Origin of the sequence: Streptomyces sp. NPDC008139, from assembly GCF_042957025.1 — a bacterium.
GTDB lineage: Bacteria > Actinomycetota > Actinomycetes > Streptomycetales > Streptomycetaceae > Actinacidiphila.
On the sequence record NZ_JBIBHM010000003.1, the window covers coordinates 402,372 to 427,767 of the forward strand.

Below are 25,396 nucleotides of genomic sequence, written 5' to 3' on the forward strand. Positions count from 1 at the left end.
GTAGGCGGCCGGTCGTCACCGTCCGAGAACCCCTGATGAACACCGCGCAACAACCACATGACTCCCATGCGAATCAGCTGACCCGGCGCCAGCGGCCCGCCGGAACACCCTCTGAGCAGGGAGGAGTTCGCGGGCACCCCAGACCGGCGCGGGCCGTGGGCTCGCGATCGGCGACGGGCCCCGAACCGGGCCCGAGCGGAGGTCACGGCGAGCGCGGGTAGACGTGCGCGCCGACGCGCCGTGGAGACACCTGCCGGTGCACGACTGCGCGCCGGGCACCACCGGGCTTCACGCAAAGCACGCCCCCGCGCGCCTGTCCCGGTGTCAGCCCGCCGTGTCAGCCCGCTGGTACGACCGCCGGAAGCGCCTCACGGAATCCGGCCGTGCGCCAGGCACCGTCAGACGGGCGCCCCTTCACGACAAGCCCGCGCCCACGGCCTATCCCGGTGTCAGCGCTGCCAGCAGGACCGTGCGGTCGTCCGTGGTGGCGTCGGCGGGCTGGTCGCAGAGGAGGGTGTCGCAGAGGGACTGCAACTGCTCCTGGCCGACGTCGACTTCGGCCACTGCGGCGGCCTCGGCGGCGGCGCGGGCGGCGGCGTCGCCAACGGGGTCCGTACCGGGGCCGGTTGGGGCGCGGTCCACACCGTCGGCACCGATGACCGGGCCGCCCGGCGCCCGTTCGCCTATGCCGTGGTCGAGGGAGCGGGCGAGCCGGGCGATACCGGCGTCGATGTCGGAGCGGCGGCTCTCGATCAGGCCGTCACTGTAGAGCAGCAGGAGCGTGGGCTGGTGGATCTCCAGCACCGAGGGCTCGGCGCTCCAGGCGCTGAGCCCCAGCGGCAGTCCTGCGCCGAGCGGGACGGGGCGGGCGGCCTCGCCCGGTGCGCGGATCAGCGGCGGCGGGTGGCCCGCGCCGACGACGGTGCAGGTGTGCTGTTCCGCGTCCCACTCGGCGTACACGCAGGTGGCGAAGGTGGCGTCGGGGGTGTCGGCGGCGAGGGCGTCGAGCCGGTGCAGCAGTTCGCGCGGGTCGGTGTCCAGCGCGGCCAACGTCCGTGCGGCGGTGCGCAGTTGGATCATCGCGACGGCGGCTTCCGGGCCGTGTCCCATGGCGTCGCCGACGATCAGGCCGACCCGGCCGCCGGGCCTGGGCAGCACGTCGAACCAGTCGCCGCCGATGATGTCGTGCGGCCCCGCGGGCCGGTAGTCGTGGGCGACGCGGCAGCCTTCGAAGGTCCGGTCGGTGTCAGGCAGCATGCTCCTGCGGATGGCCAGCGCGGTACGGCGCTCGTGCTCGTATCGGCGGGCGTTGTCCAGGGCGACCGCGGCCCGCGCGGCCAGCGACTCGACGCCCGCCATGTCCTCCAGGCCGAACGGCGGCAGGTGCGGGCCGCGGGTGCAGGCGATGAAGCCGATCACGGCGCTCTGGAGGCGTATCGGCACCACGAGGAAGGACGCGGTGCGTAACAGGTCGTGGATGCGGGCGTCGCTGTGTCCCGAGGCGGCGAGCCGGTCGAAGGTGTGGGTGTCGACCGCGTCGAGCAGTTGGGCGTGGCCGGTGGCGAGCGCGCGGGCGTACGGGGTCTGGCGCGGGAAGACCAGCACCTCGTCGATCGGCAGGACGCCTTCGGTGCTCTCGGCCGCCGCCGCGCCCACGCGCAGCGCGAGCCGCCTGGCCTCGATCTGCGGCGGATCGGCGGACGTCCCCGCGCTCTCGTCGACGAGCCAGCGCTCCAGCAGGTAGACGGAGGCGGCGTCGCAGAATCCGGGCGCCATCGCGTGGACGACATGGTTTCCGGTCATATGCAGATCGAGCGCGGAACCGATGACATCGGCCGCGGGACCGACCGCCAGCCGCCCGCGGCGCGGGGGCGGCGGCTTCTCGCGGAACGCGGAAGCGGCCCCCGGCGCGTCCTCGATGGCGCTGTCCTTGGGCTGTTCGTGCGCTTCGTGTCGCAGGGTCGTGCCTTCCGCCGAGCCGTTGCGGCGGGCGGCCGAAACCACCCGGTAGCGACGTACGCACCCCGCAGCGCCCCGTCACCAGGATTCTATGATGACCGTTCAAGACGCGGCCGTCGAAAGGGACTTGTGGTGACCGGACGCAAAGATGTCCCGGAGGGCGTGGATCCGGGCAAGGCGAGCGTGGCGCGGATCTACGACGCGATGCTCGGTGGGGAGCACAATTTCGCCATAGACCGGGAGGCGTTGGCCGCTTTCACCGCCATCGACCCGCAGGTGCGGGCGCTGGCGCGGGCGAACCGGGCCTTCCTGGGCCGGGCGGTGCGCTATCTGGTCGACGCGGGCGTCCGGCAGTTCGTCGATCTGGGCTCCGGCATCCCCACGCAGGGCAACGTCCACGAGGTCGCGCAGTCGATCGCGCCGGGCACGCGGGTGATCTACGTGGACAACGATCCGGTGGCCGTCGCGCACAGCGCGTCGCTGCTCGCGGACAATCCGGACGCCGACATCGTGAGCGCGGACATCCGGCGGCCCGACGACGTACTGAACTCGCCGCAGCTACGGAAGCTGATCGACTTCGACCAGCCGGTCGCCGTCCTGATGATCACGATCCTGCACTTCATCACGCACGCGGAGGACCCCGAGGGGCTGGTCGCCGCCTACCGCGACGGGCTGCCCGAGGGGAGCTGGCTCGCGCTGAGCCACGCGACCGACCAGGACCGCCCCGGCACTGCCGCCGCCGTCGGCCAGCTCTACCGGTCGAAGGCCACCTCCCCGGTCACCGCCCGCTCCCACGACCAGATCGCCGCGCTCTTCACCGGCTTCGACCTGGTCCCGCCGGGGCTGGTCTACGTCCCGCTGTGGCGCCCCGATCCGGCCGACGAGATCCCGGACAATCCCTCGGAGTTCTGGGTCTACGCGGGCATGGGCCGCAAGAGCGGCTAGGGCGGCGGGCGCGGCAACCGCGCAGGTCCGGACAGCGGACCGCGCGGGTCCGGTTCGGCTCCCGGGCCTGTGCGCGGGCGGGTGGCGACGTACGATCAGCGGATGGCTGACATGACCGAAACCACGCCCGGCTGGCTGGCTCCCGACGAACTGGAGCTGACGCGCGCACGTATGCCGATCCTGTATGTCGACGCCGTGCCGGTGCGGGTGGACGACAGCGGGGAAGTCACCCACATCGGGCTGCTGCTGCGCATCGGGCCCGACGGGACGATCAGCCGCACGCTGGTGTCGGGCCGGGTACTGCACCACGAGCGGGTGCGCGACGCGCTGCTGCGGCATCTGGAGAAGGACCTCGGCCCGGTGGCGCTGCCCCGGATCCCGGCCTCCCCGCAGCCGTTCACCGTCGCCGAGTACTTCCCGACCGAGGGGGTCACCGCGTACCACGACCCCCGGCAGCACGCGGTGTCCCTCGCCTACGTCGTGCCGGTCGCGGGCGACTGCCGCCCGCGCCAGGACGCGCTCGATTTGGTGTGGTTCACCCCGCAGGAGGCGTCCTCGCCGCAGCTCCAGCAGGAGATGCCGGGCGGTCGCGGTGTCCTGCTCAGGCAGGCCCTGGCGAGCGTCGGCTGCCTGTCCTGACGGTCCGGTCCCGGCCCGCCGCCCTGTCATCTGTCAGGAGCGGCGGGCCGTTCCCCTTTCCTACGGTGCTGGTGGCGGCCTCGAAGGGCCGGTTCCGCGAGGAGAGGGAGAGCGACATGGGCAAGGTCATGCGGGGCGTGGCGGCGCTGGCACTTTCGGTGGCGGCCGTCGGGACGGTCGGCGCGGTGCAGGCCGACGCGGCGGGCGGCACGGTCCACGGCTGCCCGTACGGCGCCGTCTGCGTCTACCCGAACGACACGGACTGGGGCAACGACCACCCCAGCTTCGTGTACTGGAGCTACGGCGCCCACAACCTGAGCAATCAGTACGGGTGGCACGACGTGCTCAACAACCAGTCCGGCGGCGCCCGGGCGAGGCTGTGGACGGGCTACAACGGCACCGGCCAGGTCGTGGACGACCTGGTGGCGGGCGGCGCCTGGCACTACGACCTCGGCCCGGTCAACTCCATCACACTGGACCGCCCCTGACGGCCCGTCAGTCTGCTGACCGGGCCGCCGGTCAGCAGACGGGGACCCCCGGCAGCTTGTTGTCGGGCGAGTTGAGGTAGATGTTGGTCATGTAGCCGCCGTACTGCGGGAGATACGCCCACCAGTCGTTGGTGTACGGCGGGACCGACACCGTGTCGCCCTGCCTCTGGCAGGTGACCAGGGTCTCGACGCCGGCCGGGAGATCGGTCAGGACGGCGGAGCCCGTCGTGGTGCCCGCCCTGACGTGGACGCCGCTGCCCCAGGTGCCGAACCAGCTTCCCGGCCGCACCGCGCCGCCGGGCACGTTCAGGGTCCGCACCAGCCGGTCGAGGCTGGTGTACGCGGCCCCGAAGGACGTGCCGTGCGGCTGGAGGGTGAAGACGGCCACGATCGTACGGTCGCCCGCGCCGACCGTCCCCGTGGTGTGCAGCGCGACCTGGTCGATGTCCACGGAGGCCGGGGCGGCGGTGCCGTTCGGGATCCTGGACGCGGCGGCCGTGGTCCTGGAGGCGGCGGCCGTCGTGTTCGCGCAGTCGCCCGACGCCCCGAAGCCGGACCAGCCCTGCTTGACCGCCCACGGCTGCGCGAAGACGGTCGGGATGCCGAACCGCTGGTCGAAGCCGTCCGCGCCGCACCTGGTGGACTGGCGCAGATCGCCCATCACCAGGTCCCGTACCGGCGCGGGGGCGCTCTACAGCACATAGCGGTAGATCTTCACGGTGTCGGCGGCGGACAGCGCGGTGTAGCCCCAGGTGCCGGGGTACGCGGCGGGCGGCGGCGCGGTGTCGGTGAGGCCGAGCCGGGTCACCATGCGCGTGACGATGGCGCTGCCGCCGTCCCGCACCCACAGATCGCTGGCCACGTCGTCGTCGCTGCTGCGCAGCATCGCGTCGAGCCGCGCGTGGTCGGCGGGGACGCCGCCGGTCCACATACTGTCGAGGGCGATGAGCAGCTTGACCACCGAGGCGGAGCGGAACTGCGCGTCGGCGTTGAGCTGTTCGGTGAACGCGCCGGTCTGCCGGTCGAAGACGGCGACGCCCGCGGTGACGCCGGGCGGCACGGTGACGGCGGGCGCGGCCGTCCGCGCACCGGAGCCCGTACCGGACGCCGTACCGACGGCTGTGCCCGTCGCGTAGGTGTCGGTGTACGGGTGCGCCCGGCCGCTCGCCGCCGCTTGACCTTGACCCTGTGCTTGCGCCAGTGCCTGGGGGGCCACGGCGCCGAGCAGCGCGGCGGCCGTCGCGGCGAGCCCGGCCGCCCAGGCGGTCCTCCTGCGGACGGATGTCGTCATCCTGTTCCCCGTTCCTGACGGCCTGCCCGTCGCCGGCCGGACAAGATCACCCTAGGAGCGGGCCCGTGCCTACCGCTCCTGACAGGTGACAGGGCCCGCCCGTACGGCGGCAGGGCGCCGCACGGGCTAACGGCCGGTCGTGCCGGGATTCCGGGTCGTGACGGCCCCCGGAGCGGGCTGGGGGGACGACCGCTGGACGGCTGCTGGGCGGCGGTCCTCAGAGCCGGTCGGCGTCCGCGATCACTTCCATGACGAACGCGCCGGTCAGCCGGAGCCGCCGCGCCCGGTCGGCGAGGTCCGGGTCGCGGGCGAGCCCCGCCGGAAGCGGCTCCGCGCGGCGATGGGCGAGGGCCGTACGGATCAGCGGGTGCCAGCGCGGCGCGAAGGTGTCGAGGGCGTACTCCCCCGCGCCCTCCTTGGAGACGACGTCCCCGGTGGCGACCGTGCGGTGCAGCCGGGACACCCCGAGCGCGCCCCAGGTGGTGAGCGAGCGTCCCGCCGAGCGCGCCGCGACCAGCGGCTTGCCGGGCGTCTTCCCGGCCAGCGCCTTTTCGGCCCAGGCGCGCCAGTAGCCGTGCAGATTCGCCAGATTCCACGCGCGCAGGCGTTCCGGTTCCGGGTCGAGCCCGAGGGCGCCGGGGGCCGGGCCGCGCATCGGGATGCCGCGTTCGCGCAGTACCTTCCACACCACAGGGTTGACGTCGAAGGCACGGCCGCGCGCGAAGGAGTTCCCGGTGTGCGAGGCCAGCGGGCGGATGGCCGTCACCGGTCGACGGAGGTCGGCGGCCGACACGTAGACCGCGTTCACCGTGCCGGGGACCGTCACCCGCGCCCGCAGCAGCGCCCGTACGACGGGGGTGGCGTTGCCGACCGGTTGCAGAACCCGCAGCCGCCGGAGGTCCCCCGCCGTGAAGCCGCCGTCCACCGCCGCGACGACGTCGATGTCGCTGCCGCCCGCGCGCCATGCCCCGAGCGCGGCCGAGCCGACCACGTAGACGTGGGTGATCCGGCCCGGCAGCAGCCGGTCGGCGACGGACAGATAGCGGCGGGTGAGGCGGGCGGCGTCGGGATGAAGCATTCGGGGAGTCTGCCACGGGCGCCTCAGGGCCGCAGTGCGCTGTCGGCCCGGCGTCCGGCACGGGGACAGCGGTCGGTCGGTCAGCGGGCGGTCGGTCAGCGGGCGGGCGGTCGGTCGGTCAGCGGGCGGTCGGTCAGCGGGCGGTCGGTCGGTCAGCGGGCGGGCGGTCAGCGGGCGGGCGGTCGGTCGGTCAGCGGTAGTCCCGCCCGGCGGCGCGCCACTCCGGTGCGAGGATCGACCAGACCTCGGCGTCCTGCCGTACGCCCCGGTAGAGGTAGGTGGCGCGCAGCAGCCCTTCGCGGGTCATGCCGAGCCGCTTGGCGACGTTGACGCTCGGCGTGTTCTTGGGCGACACCATCCACTCCACGCGGTGGATGCCGCGTTCGTAGACCGCCCAGTCGATGATGACGCGGGCCGCCCGGGTGACCAACCCCCGTCCGGCGGCGGCCGGTTCGAGCCAGCAGCCCACCTCGCAGTTACCCGCCGCCGCGTCGAAGACCTTGAACAGGACACCGCCGACGAGCAGTCCGTCGAGCCAGATGCCGTAGAGGCGGCCCGCGTCGGCCGCCGTCTTGTCGGCGTACGACTGGAGCCAGTTCCGCGCCGAGTCCAGGTCGGCGGTGGCGTCGGCCAGGCCGATGTGCTGTCCGATGTACTCGCGCCCGCGGTCCATGTGGGCCAGGAACTCCTCGGCCCGCCACGGCTCCAGCGGGCGCAGCTCGGCGTCGTCTCCCAGGGAAATCGCGAACATCTCGTCCTCCACGTCGGCATCGCACAGCGGCGCCGCTCCACGGCACGCGCCCCCGCAGACCTACCTCAAAGGGAGCCGCTGCGACCAGCGGTTTTCGCGCGGCGCGGGTCCGTACCCCTTCGGACGTACGGGGTCAGCGGTCGGCGCGGGCGCGCCAGGCGAGGAACGGGACCAGGGGCGACTGGCCGTCCAGGTAGGCCCAGGGCATCTCGGTGGCCCGGTCCCCGAGGACCTGGAACAGCGGACGCGCGAGGCGGAGGTCCCCGGCGAGCGCGAAGGTCATCGCGAAGGTGTTGAAGGCCAGCGGCCAGTCCCGGCGGCGTACGAAGTCCGGGTGGTAGACCGAGCGCGCGGCGGCCTCGTTCACGGCGCGGACCACGTCGGCGTCGGCCAGATACGGCGACTCCGCGTCGCCGCCGAGTGCCAGCCACTCCTCCAGGTGCGCCTGGGCGACGAGGTGGCCCATCGGGCTCCCGGCGGGGGCCGCCAGCATCGACTCGCGGGCGAAGGCGTGCGTCCGGGCCCACGAGCCGCCCCACTTCGGGCAGAGCTGCTGCACGTGCTGCCGGTGGGCGGCGACATGGCCGGGCGAGCGGCGGCAGGTCGCCGCGAAGCGGCGCTCCGCGACATCGGATCCGACGCCGAGACCGCGCCCGGTGATCTGGAGGAAGTACCAGGGCGCCGCCCAGGTCGGCTCGCGCTCGGCCGCCTCCAGCAGGTGGTCCTCGGCGACGGTCAGCCGGGCCCGGAAGAGCTCCCACTGCTCGTCCGACACGTATCGCGCCGCGAAACCCGTACGGGCGTGCCAGGCCCAGGCGACGTGCCGGGCGCCGGAGACCAGCAGCGGCAGCGCGTCGTCCGGCTCGGCGGCGATCACGTCGCCGATCCACCGCTCCACACCGGCGACGCTCTGCACGCCCTCCAGCAGGAAGGTCAGGTCCTCGCCGTCCGTCGCGGCGGCCAGTTGTCCGCGGATCAGCGGCCACTGCTCGACGCCTTCGCGCGCCGCCGCCCGGATCTTGGCGAGCCGCGCGTCACCGTAGGACAGGTCGATGCCGGGGACCCGCTTGCGGCGCAGCAGGAAGGTCTCCCCCTCCGCGCGGCGCACCCTCAAGAGGCTGGTCCAGGACATACGACGCAGAATACGCCGGGCGCCCGATCGTCGCCGGTCCGGTGGTCGCCTCTCGCCAGTACGTCGCCGGTACGTCGCCGGTCCGGTGGCCTCCTCCCGCCGGTACGTCGCCGGTCCCTCGCCGGTCCGGTGGTCGCCCGCGCACGCTCCTCGCCCGGTGCGGCCCGCACGGCTCATCCGGCCCCTGGGCGTACGGCGTCCCCGGCCCGTCCGGCACGGCGCGGCCCCTGTCCGGGACCGGCGGACCGCGCCCGCGCCACCGGCGGATGCGTCCACTTCGGGGTCCAGGTGTCGGACGCCCGGCCGTCCGGCGCGGTGCCGCGCAGGTGGCGACGCAGGGCGGCCAGCGCCGGATGCGGGTTGTCGCAGCGCACCAGACCAGCGAGTGCGGTCCGTCGCGGCCTGCTGGAACCGTCCCGCGTCGGCGACGGCGACGAAGGGCGTACGGCATCGAGATCCACGCCCACCGACGCTACTCGCGGGGTACGACAATCCCGCTCTCCGGCGGACGGCCGCCGCCGGAACCCGGTTGCCCCCGTCCCGAGGCCGCTGCCACAGTCGTCGCCATGACCGCCGACTCCACCGCGACCGCCACGACCGTCACGACCGTCACGACCGTCACGACCGCTTTCACCGCGCCCGACGGGACCCGGCTCGCGTACCACGCCCTTGGCGAGGGGCCGCCGCTGATCTGCCTGCCCGGGGGGCCGATGCAGGACAGCGCGTATCTCGGGGACCTCGGCGGTCTCGCCGCGCACCGGCGGTTGATCCTGCTGGACCCGCGGGGCACCGGCGGCTCGGCGGTCCCCCGGGACACCGGCTCCTACCGCTGCGACCGGCTCGTGGACGACGTGGAAACCCTCCGCCTCCATCTGGGCCTTGACCGGGCGGATCTGCTCGGGCACTCCGCCGGTACGAATCTGGCCGTGCTGTACGTCGCCCGCCATCCCGAACGCGTCGGGCGGCTCGCGCTGATCACGCCGAGCGTCCGGGCGGTCGATGTCCCGATCACCGGGGACACGCGGCGCGGGACGGCGCTGCTGCGCGAGGGCGAGCCATGGTTCCCGGCCGCTTTCGCCGCGCTGGAGGCGGTCGTCGCGGGCAAGGGCGACGCCGAGACTTTCCGGGCCGTCGACCCCTTCTTCTACGGCCGTTGGGACGACGCGGCCCGCGCGCACCGGGACGCGGGCGAGGCGCGCAAGAACGCGGAAGCCGGGGAGGTCTTCGGTTCCGAGGGCGCCTTCGACCCGGCCGCCACCCGCGCGGCCCTGGCGCGTTTCACCTCCCCCGTCCTCGTACTGGCCGGGGAGGTCGACCTCAACACCCCGCCCGCGGCGGCGGCCGAGGTCGCCGGTCTGTTCCCGCGCGCCGAGTCGGCCGTCCAGCCCGGTGCCGGTCACTTCCCCTGGCTCGACGACCCGGCGCGTTTCGTGTCGACCGTGGCGGCCTTCCTGCGCTGACGAGCACGCGGCCGAGAGGCCGGCCGTCAGGCAGCGGACGTGATCGCCTCGTCGAGTACGTCCCTGAACGGCGTCGGCGGGCGGCCGATCAAGGTGGCGAGCGCCGGGTCGACCGCGGTGAACTCGCCCTGCCTGCCGGCCGCGAACATCCCGAGGAGGAGTTCCGCCTGCGCAGGTGAGGCGCCGCGTCCGACGAGGAGGTCCCGGTACTCCTCGTCGCCGATGACGACGCGCTTGACCGGGCGCCCGGACAGTTCGGCGGCGGTCTCCGCGACGTCGGCGAGGTCGAGCGCTTCGGAGCCGGTGAGCGGCGCGGTCGGACCCGACGGGCGTACGGACCAGTCGTCGGCGGTCAGCACGCGCGCGGTGGCCTCGGCGAGGTCGGCGTGGGCCGTCCAGGAGATGGGGCCGTCCTCCGGCGCGGCCAGCACGCCCGTGCGCACGGCGGCGCCGAGCAGCATGATCGCCGAGCTGGCGTAGTAGCCGTTGCGCAGGGAGGTCCACGGCACGCCCGAGTCGCGCAGCGCCGCCTCGGTGGCGGCGTGGTCGGGCATGGGCGCGAAGAGGGAGGTCGGGCTCGCGCCCATGTGGCTGGTGTAGAGGATGCGGCCGGCCCCCGCGGCCCTGGCTCCGTCGATCGCGGCGTGGTGCATGGCGAGGGCGGCCTCTCCGGTGACGCCGGCCGAGACGATCAGCACCTGCGCGGCACCCTCGAAGGCGTGCGCGAGGGTCGCCGGGTCCGTGAAGTCGCCCCGCCGTACGCGAACGCCTTTCTCCGCCAGGTCCCGCGCCTTGTCGGGGTCGCGGACGCTGACGCCGATCTCCTGGGCGGCGACGCGGGCGAGCAGCCGGTCGACGACGGCCCGGCCGAGTTTTCCGGTGGCTCCGGTGACAATGATCATGAGGTGTCTCCAGGTGGGTGAGGGTTTGCGCGGCTCCTCGGCGCACGGGCGACACGCGGTCGACAGATCGACATGCCGATACGTGTCGCCGCACCGGTGGCGGCACGGACACCGCCGAATCACCGCTAACGACGAACACGCTAGCACCGATATCGAATCACCGCTAACGCGATTCCTGTTACCGTCGACACCATGAGCGTCGGAGACATCGCCCCTGAGGACGGTCCGCGCGAGCGCATCCTCGCCGCCACCGCCAAGCTGCTCGCCGAGGGCGGCCGGGACGCCGTGTCGACCCGGGCGGTCGGCGCGGCTGCCGGAGTGCAGGCACCGACGATCTACCGGCTCTTCGGCGACAAGCAGGGCCTGCTCGACGCGGTCGCGGCCGACGGCTTCGCGGCCTACCTGGCCAGCAAGACGGACCTGGAGCCCGGCGCGGACCCGGTGGCGGACCTGCGGACCGGCTGGGACCTGCACGTCGGCTTCGGCCTCGCCAACCCGGCGCTCTACCAGGTCATGTACGAGCGGACCAGGGGCGCGGTGCCGCCGACACCCGCCGAGGTCGCGGGCGTGGCCGTGCTGGCCGGGCACATCCGCCGGATCGCCGAGGCGGGCCGACTGCGCGTGAGCGAGGAACGCGCCTCGCTGCTCGTCCAGGCCGCGGGCCAGGGCATCACCAACACGCTGATCTCCCTGCCGCCCGACCGCCGCGACCCGGAACTGGCCGCCCTGGCCCGCGAAGCGGTCATCGCCGCGATCACCACCGACGCCCCGGCCGCCACCGACCCCTCCCGCGGTCCCGTCACCGCCGCCGTGGCCCTGCGCGCCGTCCTCCCCCGGACCTCCGCCCTCACCGACACCGAACAAGCCCTCCTGCGCGACTGGCTCGACCGCATCGCCACCGCGAAGCCGCAGCCATAGCCGCAGCCGCAGCCCGTCCGCGCCCCGAAGGCCCGCCGTGGCTGGCGGCTGGCGGCTGGCGGCTGGCGGCTGGCGGCTGGCGGCTGGCGGCTGGCGGCTGGCGATCAACCTAGCCCTGAGCCTTCCGGTCGGGCGGTCTGATGGTCGACGGCAGGGCGCAGCCAGGGCGTGAGTTGGACGATTCCCCAGGTGGCCTCGGCGGCGAGGAAAAGCCACAGGACCCGCGAGGCGCCTTGGGCCAGCGCGTACGCCATCCACGCGGAGAACAGGGTGCGCGCGATGCCGTCGAGCAGGCCGTGTTCGGGCAGGGTCCGAACGATGCGGAGGGCGGCCCAGACGACCACCACAGAGCCCATCAGATTCGCGAACAGGGTCTGCCACACGTCGAGTTCGGGCAGGACGCCCCATCCGAGCGCGTCGCCCGCCGAGGACAGCGCGTCGTGCACCCGCGCGTAGGTCCACGGTGTGACGAACCCCACGGTGACCGCGAGGTCGTACCAGGCACTCGCGCGTACGAGGCGGAGATAGGCGGGGCGTGCGGGGGCGTGGAAACGGATCACGGGGAGGCTCCGGCCGGTTGGGGGGCTCAGCGACGGCCTCACGCTAAACAGTGGAGTACGGTCCAAGGTCAAGCTCATCGGCCGAGGGGGGGAGGCGCGGCATGCGTATCGGAGAACTGGCCGCTCAGACCGGGATGACCAGGGACGCGATCCGGTTCTACGAGAAGGTCGGCCTCGTCACGGGCCGACGCCTCACCAACGGCTACCGCGACTTCCCGCCCGAGTCGGTGGCCTGGCCGCACTACGTCCGCACCGCGCAGACGCTCGGATTCTCCCTGGCCGAAATCGCCCGGACCGGCGAGGAGTTGCGCGCGGCGCCGGACCCCGCCGTAGCGCTCTCCGCGCTGTTCGGGGAGAAGATCCGCCTCCTCGACGCCCGCATGGCCGAACTCGCCGCCCTGCGGGCCGAACTCACCGACCGTGTCGGCACAGGCTGCCCCCTCCGGGCGGTCGAACCGGACGGCGACGGCGCCACGCGCGCGACAACCCGCCCCCTGGCCCACGCCATTCGGCCAGTCGTCTGAACGACCGAACGACACGGTGCCGGTGCCGACCCGGCGGCAAGGCCCAACCCGGCCGCGACGAGCGTCTGTTCCGCGCCCGCGCCGTCGCCGCCACCCCGTGCGTACCGTCCGCATCGGGGGACACGCGTAGGCGGCGGATCGGCGAGGCATATGCCCCTGGCTGTCCGGCAAAGGGGGGTGCGGGGGCGGGATGAGGGCCGCCCCGATCTCCCCTTGGTGCCCGGCCACCAGTACCCTCTTGATCCTCACGGCACCTCCTCCACGGTTCCCGGGCGAACCCCGGTCCCCTGTCGGCGTCTTCGGCGCTCGGCCCTCCCGTGGAAGGGGCAGTTCGGGCGGACAGCCGTGACCCTCGGCAGATCGGCCCGGCTGGCGGTGGGAAATCCGAGTACGGAACAGGGCGTCGAGGTGCCGCGGACAGCGGCTCCTCCTCAAGGGGCAGCGCGAGGGGCGGAATCAGGTGGACGACGACAACGGCACGGGCATACCCGGCGAGGACGGCGCGACGGCCGGGGACGGCAAGCCGGCCGGACAGCGGCAGCCGGGCCAGAGGCCCATGGCCCGGGCGCGGAAGGCTGCGGCGCAGCCCCGTAAGCGCGCCCAGACTCCCGCCCGGGCGGCAGCGGACACGGCAGGGGACACAGAGGCGGCGGCGGACGCGAAGCCCGAGGGCGGTGCTCAGGAAGCCGCCGCGTCCGAGGCGGCGCCAAAGCCCGCGAAGGCCGCGCCGAAGCGCGCTGCCGCTAAGCCCGCCGAGAAGACCGCGGCAACCGAAGTACCCGCCGCCGCAAGCGATGTGACGGAGACTCAGAAACAGTCGGAGGCCGCTCCCATGGCGGCCGCGGCCGCGAAGGCGGCGCAGAAGCAGGTGGCGGAGAAGCCCGCCGTGAAGGCCGCCAAGACCGCGAAGACGGCGGCCAAGACACCGGCCGGGACTCCGGCGAAGGCACCCGCGAAGGCACCCGCGAAAACCGCGGCCAAGACGGCGCAGACACGGAAGACCGCGGCGGCGGCCCCACCCGCGGGCGCGGCGAAGAAGGCGGCGGGGGCCAGGCCCCCGGCGAAGGGGCGGAAGACGGCACCGGCCGCTTCGACGGCGGCGCCGTCCCAGGCCGCGGCCGAGGCCCCGGAGCCCCAGGAGCCCGCGGCCGGGACGCCGACTCCGGTCAGCAGCACCGGCCTTGTCGCCCTCCTCCACGAGAAGGGCGCGCTCGCGCCCGAGTCGGCGCTCGTCGTCCTCAAGGGCTCGCTGCTCGCGCTCGCCGCGGCTCACGAGGGCGGTGGCGCCCACGGCGACATCGCGCCCGAGAACATCCTGATCACTCCCGAAGGCGCGGTCCAGCTCGTCGACGCCGAACCGGCGGCTCCGGCCCCGGAACAGGCGGAGGCGAACGCCGAGCCGGCCGACGTACCCCCCGGCACCCCCTACAGCGCGCCCGAGCGGTGGGCGGGCGCCCCGGCGACCGCGGCCTCCGACGTCTACGCGGCGACGGCCGTCTTCCACCAGAGCCTCACCGGCGCGCCACCGTACGCGGGCGCCACGGCGGCGGAACTGGCGGCCCAGCACGCCGAGGCGCCGGTCCCGGCCGAGCAGGCTCCGGAGCCCGTACGGCCGCTGCTCGCACGCGGGTTGGCGAAGGACCCGGCGGAACGGCCGCAGAGCGCGACCGAGTTCGCCGCCGAGGCCGAGGCGGTCGCCGTCGCCGCCTACGGCGAGGACTGGGAGGAGCGCGGGCGCGGTGAACTCGCCGCGCTGGTCGTCCTGTTGGCGGCGCCGTCCGGCGAGGCGGCGGCGGAAGCGGCCCAGCAGCCGCAGGCCGCCGCCGTACCGGTCGCCGTGGCCGCGTCCGCCGCGGCCGGGGCGGGCGCGCCGCCCGTACCGCCCAAGCACGCGCCCCACCACGCCCCCGCGGGCGGCCCCGAGGCCCCCGCACCCCGCTTCAGCCGACGCGCGAAGGTCCTCGCCGTCGTCGCGGCGGCCGTGATCATCGCGGGCGCGGTGACCGTCACGGCGGTGGCGACCGGCAACAAGAGCGACGACACCGCCGTGGCGGGCCCGACGCCGACCGCCGTCACGTCGCTGACCGCGACGACGCCGACCTCCGCGCCCGCCGACCCGTCCCCGACCGTCAGCCTGTCGGCGTCGCCCACGATCAACGTCTCGCCCACCGGCACACCGACGACGGCGGTCACGCCCAGCAGGACCGTGTCGAGCACGCCCACGGGCACGCCGAGCACGCCGCCCACCACCGCGCCGACCACCCCTTCGGCCGACCCGACGACGACCGGGAAGCCCGCGGCCGGGCCGCACGTGGCGTCCATCGCCGTCACCGGTTTCGACTGCCCGACCGGCAAGCGCCGCACGGCGACCGCCACGGTGTACGTGACCTACGACGGCACCGAGGCGGGCACCTTGCACCTGACGTGGTGGCACAGCGCCACGGGCAAGCCGCAGGGCGCCGTCACACTGGCCCGGCAGACCGCCCAGTTCCCCAAGGGCGCGCAGAGCTACACCTTCACGGACCGGTACACGTTCACCCCGGACCGCGATCACCCGTACGTCGGGCTGTCCGTCTCCAGCGACCCGGCCGCCGACTCCGGCAACGGCACCTACGGAGTGGGCTGCCGCTGACCCTCCGGCACGGGTCCGGCACCGCGCGGAAGGCGTCGCGCGGTGCCGGACGCGTGTCAGTCCAGAGGTCAGGACAGCGCGGGTATCAGGACAGATCAGGCGTCAGGACAGGTATCAGGACAGGCGCCAGGCAAGTGCCGCGCGCTCACCGCGTGAAGATTCCTGCGACGAGGTTGATGGCGGTCGCGAGAATACTCGTACCGAACACGTACGACAGCAGTGTGTGCCGCAGGACGACCGCGCGGATCGTCGAACTGGAGACGTCGGTGTCGGAGACCTGGTAGGTCATGCCGAGGTTGTAGCTGAAGTAGAAGAAATCACGGTAGGCCGGGGCCTCGTCGTCGGAGTTGAAATCGATCCCGCCCTCGGACTCCTCGTAATACAGAAACGCGTACCGTGCCGCGTACATCAGATGCAGCGCGGCCCAGGCCATGAAGACACCGATGAGCGCGGTCGCGGCGTGGGCGGTGTCGGAGTTGCCGAGCAGGAACACGACGATCCCGATGAGACCGCAGAGCGCGACCGCGACGACCACGATCTCCTCGGCGAGTGGTCGCAGGTCCTCGCGCCGCGAGTTGTGCCGGGTCGCGGCGGCGTCCATCGGCCACAGCACGCACCAGCCGACCACGACGAAAAACAGCTCGGTGGCCGCGATGGCCGAGAGAATTCCCAGCGGCGTGTCGGTCGACGATCCCACGCACGCCCCGACCACCGCCCCGAAGGCGACCGCACCGGCAAGGCGCGGAGCAGCGGACGGCGAAAACCGGATACTCGTACTCACAGGCCGTAACGCTAGTGGTTCACCGCTGTCGGCACGGCAATGGCCGCGCAAAAGTGCCGTGCCGGATCGGCGCCGGGGAATCGGTCCGGGGATTCGGCCGGATTCGGGACGGGATCGCCTTCCCTACGTGTCGAGGCGGACGGTCATCTCCACCGTCACGTCGTCCCCCTCGGAAAGCCCCTCCGGTTTGCGCACGGCGTTCTTGAGCGGCAGCAGATAGCCGCCGTCCTTGGGGAAGAGCGAGGTCGCGAAATCGGTGCCGCCGATCCGGGCAAGCACCGGGATCACCCCCCACCCGTACGAGGCCGTCGTCGCCACCTCGCGGATGTCCGCGGACTCCTCCTCCGGCACGGGCACGAAGTAGTACGGCGCCGGTCCGCGCCACTCCACGACCCGCCCCGCGAACACCAGCTCCACGCCCTCAGCCCCTTCTGCCACGTCCCGCGCCTCCGTCGGGGAGAGCCAGGCTAGACCAGGACGGGTTATGTCCCGTCCGCGCCTTCGCCCGGCGCGGACGCAGCGGGCGGAGGGGGCGGGGCGAAGTGGATGGGGGCGGTGAAGTTGGCGCGGCGGGCGGCGCGGCGGAAGGTGATGAGGGCGGCGGGGCCGGCCAGCAGGATGGCGACGAAGTTGGTGACCGCGCGGCCGGTGTCCCAGCCGAGGGAGGTCGCCACGTCGAAGGCCAGGTAGCGGTGCCACTGCTCGGTGAAGGGCAGGCCCGGCAGGTAGGCGATGGAGCTGCCGGGGTCGAGCGAGAAGGGCCAGAAGGAGAGGTTGAGCAGGAAGCCGAAGAGATAGCCGGACGCCGAGCCGTAGGCCGCGAGCATCAGGATCTCGGCCTTGCCGCGGGCGCGCGGGAGGAGCCCCGCGAGCATGCCGACGAAGGCACAGCCGAACATCTGGTACGGCATCCAGGGCCCGACACCGCCGGTGAGCAGCGCGGACGCGAAGAGGGACGTGCAGCCGAGGGTGAAGCCGAAGCCGGGGCCGAAGACGCGGCCCGCGAGCACGAGGACGAAGAAGACGGTCTCGATGCCCGCGGTGCCCGCGCCGAGCGGGCGCAGGGCGGCGTTGACGGCGGACAGCACGCCGAGCATGGCCAGAGCCTTGGCGTCGATGCCGCCGTCGGCGATCTGGGCGAAGACGACGGCCAGCACGAGGATCAGCAGGACGCCGAAGATCAGCGGCGGCGCGTAGGAGGTGCCGAAGCGGCCGGGGGCGACGACGAAGGGCCAGAAGAAGGCGACCAGGCCGATGAAGGCGGCCAGGACGATGGTGACGACGGCCGTCGCGTGCATCCGGACGGCGGTGGTACGGCCCGTCCAACGCCCGGCCGGGCCCTTGCCGTTGTCCGCGCCGTCGCCCTCGCTCGTGTCCGTGGCGCCCGTCCTGGCCGTGGCCATCACTTCGCCTCGGCTTCCGCGAGCGCGTCCGCGACCTGACCGACCGTCAGGTAGGGCAGCGGGGCGAGGATCTTGGCGGCCTGCGGTGCGAAGGCCGGCGAGGCGACGATGACATCGGCGGTGGGGCCGTCGGCGACGGTCTCGCCCTCGGCCATGACGATCACGCGGTCGGCGCTCGCCGCGACGAACTCCACGTCGTGCGTGGAGATCACGACACTGCGGCCCTCGGCGGCGAGCGCGTCCACGATCCGGATGAGGGCCTGCTTGGCCTGGTAGTCGAGGCCACGGGTCGGCTCGTCCAGCAGGACGACGTCGGGGGCGGTGGTGAGCTGGATGGCCAGCACGAGCGAGAGCTTCTGGCCTTCCGACAGGTCGCGGGGGTGGGTGTCGTCGGGGATGCCGGGCGCGAGCCGGTCGAGGATCGCCCGCGCGGCGCTCGGGGTCGCCCCGGCCGACTCCCGGTCGGCCTGAGCCAGTTCGGCGCCGACCGTCTCCAGGTAGAGCAAATCGGTGGGGGTCTGCGGGACCAGGCCGACGCGGCGGCGCTCAGGTCCCGGCGTCGTACGCCGTCCGCCGAAACGTCGTGCCGAGGCCCCCGGCGCGGGTGCGGCCGGGTCCGCGCCCTGTGCGAGCCGTACGGTTCCGCCCTGTCGCGGCCCGGCGCCGTGGATCGCCCACAGCAGGGACGACTTGCCCGAGCCGTTGCGGCCCATCAGCGCGGTGACCTCACCGGCCCGCAGTTCCAGGTCCACCTCGCGGACCGCGACCACGTCGCCGTAGCGCACGACGATCCCGTGGGCGGTCAGCAGCGGTGTGCCCGTGCCGTGCGAGACGCGGACCGGCGGCACCGGGCGTCCGGCGAGCCGTTCGCGCAAGGGGACCGCGGCGCGGCGGGCGTCGCGTACGGACAGCGGCAGCGGTTCCCAGCGGGCCAGGCGGCCGAGGTCGACCACGGGGGGCGCGACCGAGGCGGTACGGAAGGCGACGGACGGCGGGGCGGAGGTGACGGTGCCGTCGCCTGTCAGGTGCAGGACGCGGTCGGCGTACTGCACGACCCGCTCCAGGCGGTGTTCCGCGAGCACGACGGTCACCCCGAGGTCGTGCACGAGCCGGGTCACGGCGGCGAGGACTTCCTCGGCGGCGGTCGGGTCGAGCGCGGAGGTGGGCTCGTCCAGCACCAGGACCTTGGGGTGGGCGGTGAGGACGGACCCGATGGCGACGCGCTGCTGCTGGCCGCCGGACAGCTCGCTCAGCGCGCGGTGCCGCAGGTCGGCCAGGCCCATCAGATCGAGGGTCTCCTCGACGCGCTTGCGCATGACGTCGGCGGGGACGGCCAACTGCTCCATGACATAGGCCAGTTCCTCCTCGACGGTGTCGGTGACGAAGCCGGCGAGCGGGTCCTGGCCCACGACGCCCACCACGTCGGCGAGTTCACGCGGCGGGTACGTCGCGGTGTCGCGGCCGTCGACGGTGACACGGCCCGCGAGTGTGCCGCCGGTGAAGTGCGGCACCAGGCCGTTGACCGTGCCGAGCAGCGTGGACTTGCCCGCGCCGGTCCTGCCGACGACCAGGCACAGTTCGCCTTCCTCCAAGGTCAGGTCCACGTCCCGCAACACGGGCTGCTCGGAGCCCGCGTACACGACGCTGACCTGGTCGAATCGGATCACAGCAGGGCCTCGCTGGGCTTGTCGGCGGTTTCGGCGGTCGTGGCGGTCGCGGCTGCTCCGCCGGGCGGCACGGCGGCGCGCCGGGCCGTGGCGCTCTTCGCGCTCTTCGCGGCGGACGTGCGCGGCGGGGGCGGCGCGGCGAAGGCGGCGATGCCCGCGAGCAGAATCGCGGCGGCGGGCAGCCACGGCAGTGACGGCCAACGCAGCGGATACAGGCTGGGGTTGAGGTCGGCGGCGTTGTAGCCGACGGTCAGGAACAGCACCGTGGCGGTGGCGACGCCGCACAGCGCGACCACCCACTCCGCGGCCCGCCAGGGGTCGGGACGGTAGCTGGTGCGCCGTATCCGCCGCCCGCCGAGCGCGAGTCCGGCGCAGCACAGCAGCGAACCGCCGAGCATGGCGGGCAGTCCGAGCGCGCGCGGGGTGGTGCCGTCCAGCAGCCCGTAGATGCCGGTGCACAGGCCGAGCATGCCGCCGAGCATCAGGACGGCGGTGGTACGGCGAGAGGCGCGGGTCGCGGTGCCGGCCCGGCCGTAGCCGCGCGAGTCCATGGCGGCGGCCAGGTGCAGGGAGCGTTCCAGCGCGTCCTCCAGCACGGGGATGAGGATGCTGCGCAGCGCCCGCAGCCCCTTGGCCCGGTCGGCCCGCAGCCGTCGGGCGCGCGCCACCCGCTGGACGCTTTCGACGAGTTGGGGGGCGACGCTCAGCGACACCGTGACGGCGACGCCGAGTTCGTACAGCGCGCCGGGCAGGACCCGCAGGGCCCGCTTGGGGTTGGCGAGGGTGTTCGCGGCGCCGATGCAGCACAGCAGGCAGGCCAGCCGCAGTCCGTCGGTCGCGGCGGACAGGGTGGCCTCGAGCGACACCGGGCCGCCGAGCTGAATTCCCGCGTACCAGTGGGGAGTCGGGATGTGCGGCAGCGAGAACATGATGTGGTCGGCGGGTGTGATGCCGCTGGCGAAGACGCAGCGGAAGACGACGCGGATCGCGACGACCGTCAGCGCGAGATACAGGTAGTACTTGAAGCCCTTCGCCCAGGGGGCGTCGGTGCGGCGCTCCGTGACGACGTAGCCGAGGACGACCAGGACCAGGCCGAGCAGCAGCGGGTTGGTGGTGCGGCTGACCGCGGTGGCCAGGGCGATGCCCCAGATCCACCAGGCGACCGGGTGCAGGGTGCGCGGCAGCCGCCGCCCGGTGTGCGGGGAGGCGGCAGCGCGCGGTGGTCCCGCGTCGGCGTGCGCGGGACCACCGGTCGGGGACGGAGGCGGGGTGGTGGACAACGCGCTACTCCGCGTTCCGCCGCCGCCGGGTCCTGACGACGATGAATCCGGCGATCACGGCCACGACGGCCGCGGTCAGTGCGAAGGGCAGGACCGAGCCGGACGAATGGCTCGCGGCGGCGGTCGGCTCCGCGTCCTGCGTGCGGGGCTGACCGGGCGACGGCGTTCCGCCCGTGCCCGTGACCGTGCCCGGCGCGGTGCTCGCGGACGCGGTCCCGGTGGGGGTCGCGGTGGGCGGGGCCGAGGTGGTGGCCGGTGTCGTACGGGTCGCGGACGGCGTGGTGGCGGCCGGTCGCGAGGTCTTCCCGGGCGCCGAGCCCGCGGTGGTGTGCGTACCGGCGGGCTTGGTCGGCCTCGGCGGGGCCGAAGTGGCGCCGCCGGACGTGGTGTTGTGCGCCCGGACGCTGTCGGGTGAGAACGTCGGACGGCCCTGCGTGCCCGCGACGTTGGTGGCGCCGAAGATCCACAGTTCCACGCCGCCGGGCTTGGGGTGGTAGCTCATCGCGCCCAACTGGCTGTAGGACCAGGTGTTCTGCCCCGCGTCGGCGTGCCAGTACGACCAGTACGCGGTCGCGGGCGGCGTCAGCACACAGGGGGCGTCCTTGGACGTCGGATACTGCTTGCCGCCCTGGTAACCGGCGTAGCCGATCCGGCAGATGAAGGCCGGACCGTCGTGCTGGGTGCCGGTGGTGGCCCAGCCGCCCTGGTTGAGCAGGGCGTAGCCGGTGGTGGGCGTGGTGCCGCAGGAGCGCAGCAGCGGGCCGCCCCAGTGGCTGAAGTCCACCGCGAGCACGACGCCCTTGGTGGTCGTGCACGCGCTCATCGGCTGCGCGGTCGCCATCGCGGGCGCCGCGCCCGCGGTGAGCCCGCCGCACACGGCGGCGAGCGTCAGCGCGAGCGCGGTGACCGTACGGGCGACGACCGATCGTGCGCCGGGCCGCCGTGGGTCGCCTGACGCGTCTGCGACGGGCGCCGCCCGCCGGGCCGTTGACCGCATGCCATGGGTCGGCCGAATGCCGCGGATCACTGGTGCCTCCCGCCCTGTTGTGCGGTGCGCCGCCGCCGTACGGTCAGCGCGCTGCCGACGGCCAGCAGCAGCGCGGCGAGACCGGCCGCCGCGAGCACGCCGGTGCCGGTGGCGGCCAACGAGCCGCCGCTGCCGCCGGAGTCCGTGCCGCCCGCGGAACCGGACGAGCCGCCGGAGCCGGAAGAACCGGACGACCCGCCGGTGGAGCCGCCGCCCGAGGGCGCGATGGGCGCGAGCGCGTGGGTGAGCGTGGTCAGCGGGGTGCCCGCGAGTGCCGGGACGGCCTGGGTGCTGGACCGCAGGTCGGAGTCGCCCGCCGCGGCGGTGATCCGGAAGCCGCCGTCCTTGTTCTGCGTGGTGCGCAGGAACTTCTGCCCGTCGCGGGCCTGTTGGGGCCGGATCTTGTCGGTGGCGAGCAACGCCTGGACGGCGAGCGCGGTGGAGTTGCTGCTGACGCCCGCCGCGCCCTGGTAACCGCCGCTGGACTGCTGGGCCTTGACGAGATACGTACGGGCCTTGGTGACCGCGTCCGCGTGTCCCGGCACCAGGACGAGCGCCTGGAGCGCGTATCCGGTGGTGTCCACGTCGGAGGCGCAGTCGGCGCCCGGCGCGTTCAGCGTGGAGGAGAAACCGCCGTCCGCGCACTGGAGTTGGAGCAGCCGGTCCACGGCGGCGGCGGGCGGGGTCTGGCCCGCGCGGGCCAGGGCGAGGACGCCGAGGGACTGGGAGACCGTCGAGTACGCCTGGTCGAAGTCGCCGGGGGCGGTGCAGGAACCGTCCTCGGCGGCGGCCGTGCAGACGTGGCCGCTGAGCGTGCCGATCAGGTCGAAGCCGCCGAAGTGCCGCGGGTCCTGGCCCATGACCTGGGCGAGCACCGCGAGTTTGGCGGTGGCGCCGCTGTACGGGCCCGGGTAGTCGGAGGTGCCCGCCGGGTCGGCGTAGTCCGCGACGTGTCCCGCGAGGTAGCCGGTGACCTTGGTCAGCGTCGGGTCCTGGCCGCCGGTGGAGGCGAGCGCGAGGGCGAGGTCGGCGGTCAGACCGTAGTCGGGGCCGTAGGCGTTGGCCAGGTGGTCGCTGCCGTCGAGCTGCTTGACCAGGTACGCGGCCCCTTCGGCCGCCGCCTTCTGGTCGGCGAGGTCGCGCAGCAGGGTGCCGAAGGACGTGCCGACCGCGCCGCCGACGGCCTGCGTGGAGGCGCGTACGTCGGACTGCTTCTGGTCGGTGTCGGAGGCGACCCGGAAGCCGCCGTCCGCGTTCTGCTGCGCGGCCAGGAACGCGCGGGCCTTGGCGATCTGCGCGCGGTACCCCGTGCCGCCCAGGGTGAGGCCCTGCACGGCGAGGGCGGCGGAGTTGACGGAGTCACCGGCTGCGGCCCGGAAGCCGCCGTCGCTGAGCTGCTTGCTCGCGATCCAGGCCGCGCCCTTGGCGACCGCCTTGGCCGCGGCGTCGCCGGGCACCAGGTCGAGGGCCATGATCGCCATCGCCGTGCTGTCCACGTCCTGGTCGCCGCCGGCTGGGATCAGGCTCGGCCAGGCGCCGCTGGAGTCCTGAAGGCTCTCCAGGTACGCGACCGGCCCCGCCGCCTTGGCGGTGTCACCCGCGCGCAGTTGGGCGATGACGCCGAGGGACTGGGAGAAGACCGAGGTGGCGTATGCGTAGTTGTTCTTGGCGGCGCAGCCGCCCGAGGTGTCGGCCGCGGCGCAGATGGTGGCGTCGAGCGCGGCGATCAGGTCGTGGCCCCCGAAGGCGCGCGGGTCGTTGCCGGTGACCTCGGCCGCGACGGCCTCCTTGGCGAGCGAGCCGCCCTGCGCGGAGGAGGTGCCGATCAGCGTCCAGTCGTCGATGCCGCGGCCGGAGCCGTCCTTGCCGTGCTGGAGGAAGTCGGTGATCCCGGCGAGGGTGTCGTCGGCGCCGCCGGTCGCGGCCAGTGCGAGCACGCCGTCGACGGTCAGGCCGAAGTCGGCGAAGCCGGTGTTCTGGCCCGCGCTGGACTCGTAGTAGTGGCCGTCCACGAGATTGCCGCGGTTGATGAGGTACGCGACGCCCTTGGCCAGGTCGGGGGTTGCCGCGGCCGGGGTGGTCGGTCCGGTCGTGGGCGGGGTGGTCGGCGGGGTCGTGGGCGGGGTCGTCGGCGCGGTGGTGGGGGGCGTCGTCGGGGGGCTCGTCGGGGTGTCGCCGTAGGTGAGGCTGCCGAGGTCGCTGGAGGTCACGGCGAGGACGGCGGCGGTCGAGGCGTACAGATCCGGGTCGGTGCCGCCGGAGCCGTCGGAGGCGAAGCCGCCGCCGTCGGTCTGCCGGGCGGCGAGCCAGGCGCGGGCGGCGGCGGCGCGGTCGGTCTGCGCCAGTACGGTCAGCGCCTGGGCCGCGTAGGAGGTCGTACCGGTGTCGCCGGAGGACGCGCCCTCGTACGCGAGGTAACCGCCGTCGGCGGACTGCGTCTTGGTGAGGTACGCCCGCGCCTTGTCCAGCACGTCGCCGGTGCCGGGCAGGTGTGTGAGGGCGACGACGGCGTCGGCGGTCGAACCGGGGTCGGAGGCGCAGCGCTCGCCGGGCGAGAGCATCGAGCCGGAGAATCCGCCGTCGGCGCACTGCATCCCGGTGAGCCGGTCGACGGCGGGCCGCGGCACAGTGGCGCCGCCGCGGGCCAGCGCGAGCAGGGCGCGCGCCTGGGTGCCGGGCGAGAACGCGCCGTGGAAGTCACCGGCCGCGGTGCAGTTGCCGAGGCTTCCGGCCGCCGCGCAGACGTTGTCCGTCAGGTCCTTGAGCAGGTCGTGGCCGCCGAAGGAGGTGGGGTCGCCGCCCAGGATCTCGGTGAGCAGCGCCAGGTTGGCCGCCGCGGCCGGGCTCGGCACGGTGACCGTGGAGTCGGGGAGCAGGTAGTCGTCGGCGTGCGCCGTCAGGTAGGCGTCGATCGCGCGGATCGTGGCGTCGGGTCCGCCGGCCGCCGCGAGTGCGATGGCGGTGTTCGCGGTGGCGCCGAAGTCGGTGCCCCAGCCGTCGAAGACGTGGTCGCCGTCGGTGAGTTGCTTCGTCAGCCAGGCGGCCGCCGCCGCCGTGTCGGCCTGTCCGCCGGGACCGGTCGGGGGCGTGGTCGGCGGCGCCGTGGGCGGGGTGGTCGGCGGCGTGGTGGTGTCGTGGGCACGGACGGAGTCCGGTGTGAACGAGGGACCGCCGGTGCTGCCGCCGATGTCGGTGGGACCGAACACCCACGCCTCGACCTCGCCGTCCTGCGGATGGTCGCCGAGCGCGCCGAGCGGGCTGTACGTCCAGGTGTCCTGTCCCGCGGGCGCGATCCAGAACGACCAGTACGCGTTCGCGGGCGGGGTCAGGACGCACGCCTCGTCGGCGGTCGTCGGGTACTGCGTGCCGCTGTCGAAGCCGTCGTTGCCGATCCGGCAGATGAAGCCGGGGCCGTCGTGCACGGTGCCGGTGGTGGTGAACCCGGCGTTGTGCAGCAGGTTCATGCCCGTGGTGGGGTGCGCGTCGCAGCCGCGCAGCACCGGGCCGTTCCAGTGCCCGTAGTCCACCGCGACGATCGCCCCCGAGGTGGGTGTGCAGTCGCCGATCGGGTCCGCGCCCGCCGGGGTCGCCACCGAGACCAGTCCGGCCGTGAGGCTGCCGAAGGTCAGCGCCGCCGCGGTGAGCAGGACGACGATGCGCGGCCGTCTGTGACGGCGGCGTGGGACAAGACGAAGCACGGGTGGCCCCCCGGGTCGGCCGACGGGGAGGGCGGGCCGCGGAGGCGAGGCGGCCTGGCGGTTGACGCGGCCGTCCTGTCGTCCGTGCCGTAGTCCTCGACGGCGATCGTGACTTACTGCTCAGCGCAGGTAATCCGGCTCGCCCGCCTCTCGGAGGGCCTACGGTTGCGGGTCAGCGCCGGACTTGGACCGGCTTCCCCTGGCTGCTGAATCGGAAATACGTTTCATAGCACCACGTCGGCGTGTGCCCCGTCAACGTGG

Annotated in this window: 21 protein-coding genes, 1 pseudogene and 1 riboswitch; of the genes and pseudogenes, 7 read left to right on the forward strand and 15 right to left on the reverse strand. The window is 73.9% G+C overall.

The features are described from left to right. Positions 1 to 438 precede the first annotated feature (438 nt). On the reverse strand, positions 439 to 2,004 hold the full coding sequence (locus tag ACFZBB_RS08265) for a SpoIIE family protein phosphatase (protein WP_391119058.1): 1,566 nt from the start codon (positions 2,002 to 2,004) through the stop codon (positions 439 to 441). Between the two features lie 159 nt (positions 2,005 to 2,163). Here ACFZBB_RS08265 and ACFZBB_RS08270 point away from each other — a divergent pair, with 159 nt between their 5' ends. The 3 genes from ACFZBB_RS08270 (at position 2,164) to ACFZBB_RS08280 (ending at position 4,031) form a co-directional block, all read left to right on the forward strand. Continuing rightward, positions 2,164 to 2,904 (forward strand): SAM-dependent methyltransferase, encoded by a 741-nt coding sequence (locus ACFZBB_RS08270; RefSeq protein WP_391119297.1) that lies wholly within the window; start codon positions 2,164 to 2,166, stop codon positions 2,902 to 2,904. Positions 2,905 to 3,015: 111 nt separating this feature from the next. Continuing rightward, a complete protein-coding gene (locus ACFZBB_RS08275; protein WP_355341772.1) occupies positions 3,016 to 3,543 on the forward strand; it encodes an NUDIX hydrolase family protein in 528 nt (175 codons plus the stop codon). Positions 3,544 to 3,659: 116 nt separating this feature from the next. Then, on the forward strand, positions 3,660 to 4,031 hold the full coding sequence (locus ACFZBB_RS08280; protein ID WP_391119060.1) for a hypothetical protein: 372 nt from the start codon (positions 3,660 to 3,662) through the stop codon (positions 4,029 to 4,031). Positions 4,032 to 4,062: 31 nt separating this feature from the next. On the opposite strand, the pseudogene ACFZBB_RS08285 reads toward ACFZBB_RS08280, so the two are convergent. The 5 genes and pseudogenes from ACFZBB_RS08285 to ACFZBB_RS08305 form a co-directional block, all read right to left on the reverse strand. Further along, positions 4,063 to 5,322, reverse strand: a pseudogene (locus ACFZBB_RS08285) (hypothetical protein). 217 nt (positions 5,323 to 5,539) lie between these two features. After that, a complete protein-coding gene (locus ACFZBB_RS08290) occupies positions 5,540 to 6,400 on the reverse strand; it encodes an aminoglycoside adenylyltransferase domain-containing protein (RefSeq protein WP_391119062.1) in 861 nt (286 codons plus the stop codon). 190 nt (positions 6,401 to 6,590) lie between these two features. Continuing rightward, entirely contained in the window at positions 6,591 to 7,151 is a 561-nt protein-coding gene (locus ACFZBB_RS08295; RefSeq protein ID WP_391119065.1) for a GNAT family N-acetyltransferase, read from the reverse strand. A gap of 133 nt (positions 7,152 to 7,284) precedes the next feature. Further along, a complete protein-coding gene (locus ACFZBB_RS08300) occupies positions 7,285 to 8,283 on the reverse strand; it encodes a hypothetical protein (protein WP_391119067.1) in 999 nt (332 codons plus the stop codon). Between the two features lie 173 nt (positions 8,284 to 8,456). Continuing rightward, complete coding sequence (locus tag ACFZBB_RS08305) at positions 8,457 to 8,744, reverse strand: hypothetical protein (RefSeq protein ID WP_391119069.1); 288 nt, start codon at positions 8,742 to 8,744, stop codon at positions 8,457 to 8,459. Between the two features lie 105 nt (positions 8,745 to 8,849). Between ACFZBB_RS08305 and ACFZBB_RS08310 the strand changes: the two genes are divergently transcribed. Further along, positions 8,850 to 9,743, forward strand: a complete 894-nt coding sequence (locus tag ACFZBB_RS08310) for an alpha/beta fold hydrolase (RefSeq protein ID WP_391119071.1) — start codon at positions 8,850 to 8,852, stop codon at positions 9,741 to 9,743. A gap of 26 nt (positions 9,744 to 9,769) precedes the next feature. Here ACFZBB_RS08310 and ACFZBB_RS08315 read toward each other — a convergent pair whose 3' ends face one another. Then, complete coding sequence (locus ACFZBB_RS08315; RefSeq protein ID WP_391119073.1) at positions 9,770 to 10,645, reverse strand: NAD(P)H-binding protein; 876 nt, start codon at positions 10,643 to 10,645, stop codon at positions 9,770 to 9,772. Between the two features lie 192 nt (positions 10,646 to 10,837). On the opposite strand from ACFZBB_RS08315, the gene ACFZBB_RS08320 reads away from it, so the two are divergent. After that, the gene (locus tag ACFZBB_RS08320) at positions 10,838 to 11,563 is read left to right on the forward strand and encodes a TetR family transcriptional regulator (RefSeq protein WP_391119075.1); all 726 of its coding nucleotides are present in this window, start codon (positions 10,838 to 10,840) and stop codon (positions 11,561 to 11,563) included. A gap of 104 nt (positions 11,564 to 11,667) precedes the next feature. Here ACFZBB_RS08320 and ACFZBB_RS08325 read toward each other — a convergent pair whose 3' ends face one another. After that, a complete protein-coding gene (locus ACFZBB_RS08325) occupies positions 11,668 to 12,123 on the reverse strand; it encodes a hypothetical protein (protein ID WP_391119077.1) in 456 nt (151 codons plus the stop codon). A gap of 101 nt (positions 12,124 to 12,224) precedes the next feature. On the opposite strand from ACFZBB_RS08325, the gene ACFZBB_RS08330 reads away from it, so the two are divergent. Both ACFZBB_RS08330 and ACFZBB_RS08335 read left to right on the forward strand, forming a co-directional pair. Then, a complete protein-coding gene (locus ACFZBB_RS08330) occupies positions 12,225 to 12,647 on the forward strand; it encodes a MerR family transcriptional regulator (protein WP_391119079.1) in 423 nt (140 codons plus the stop codon). 832 nt (positions 12,648 to 13,479) lie between these two features. Beyond that, positions 13,480 to 15,279, forward strand: coding sequence for a protein kinase (locus ACFZBB_RS08335; RefSeq protein WP_391119082.1), 1,800 nt, complete (start codon positions 13,480 to 13,482; stop codon positions 15,277 to 15,279). A gap of 145 nt (positions 15,280 to 15,424) precedes the next feature. On the opposite strand, the gene ACFZBB_RS08340 is transcribed toward ACFZBB_RS08335, so the two are convergent. The 7 genes from ACFZBB_RS08340 to ACFZBB_RS08370 form a co-directional block, all read right to left on the reverse strand. Then, the gene (locus tag ACFZBB_RS08340; protein ID WP_391119084.1) at positions 15,425 to 16,060 is read right to left on the reverse strand and encodes a DUF1345 domain-containing protein; all 636 of its coding nucleotides are present in this window, start codon (positions 16,058 to 16,060) and stop codon (positions 15,425 to 15,427) included. Between the two features lie 123 nt (positions 16,061 to 16,183). Next, complete coding sequence (locus ACFZBB_RS08345; RefSeq protein WP_355341469.1) at positions 16,184 to 16,477, reverse strand: DUF1905 domain-containing protein; 294 nt, start codon at positions 16,475 to 16,477, stop codon at positions 16,184 to 16,186. A 65-nt stretch (positions 16,478 to 16,542) separates the two neighbouring features. Further along, positions 16,543 to 17,358 (reverse strand): ECF transporter S component, encoded by an 816-nt coding sequence (locus ACFZBB_RS08350; protein WP_391119299.1) that lies wholly within the window; start codon positions 17,356 to 17,358, stop codon positions 16,543 to 16,545. A gap of 104 nt (positions 17,359 to 17,462) precedes the next feature. Then, positions 17,463 to 19,130: an ATP-binding cassette domain-containing protein gene (locus tag ACFZBB_RS08355; RefSeq protein ID WP_391119086.1), complete on the reverse strand. Its 1,668-nt coding sequence runs from the start codon at positions 19,128 to 19,130 to the stop codon at positions 17,463 to 17,465. Next, positions 19,127 to 20,314 carry a CbiQ family ECF transporter T component gene (locus ACFZBB_RS08360; RefSeq protein WP_391119301.1) on the reverse strand — a complete coding sequence of 396 codons (1,188 nt, stop codon included), beginning with the start codon at positions 20,312 to 20,314 and terminating at the stop codon, positions 19,127 to 19,129. The genes ACFZBB_RS08355 and ACFZBB_RS08360 overlap by 4 nt, the downstream gene beginning before the upstream one ends. Positions 20,315 to 20,414: 100 nt before the next feature. Beyond that, entirely contained in the window at positions 20,415 to 21,407 is a 993-nt protein-coding gene (locus ACFZBB_RS08365) for a hypothetical protein (RefSeq protein WP_391119088.1), read from the reverse strand. Between the two features lie 26 nt (positions 21,408 to 21,433). After that, positions 21,434 to 25,135, reverse strand: coding sequence for a prenyltransferase/squalene oxidase repeat-containing protein (locus tag ACFZBB_RS08370; RefSeq protein WP_391119090.1), 3,702 nt, complete (start codon positions 25,133 to 25,135; stop codon positions 21,434 to 21,436). Positions 25,136 to 25,241: 106 nt separating this feature from the next. Further along, a riboswitch (cobalamin riboswitch) is annotated at positions 25,242 to 25,390 on the reverse strand. Between the last annotated feature and the right edge of the window lie 6 nt (positions 25,391 to 25,396).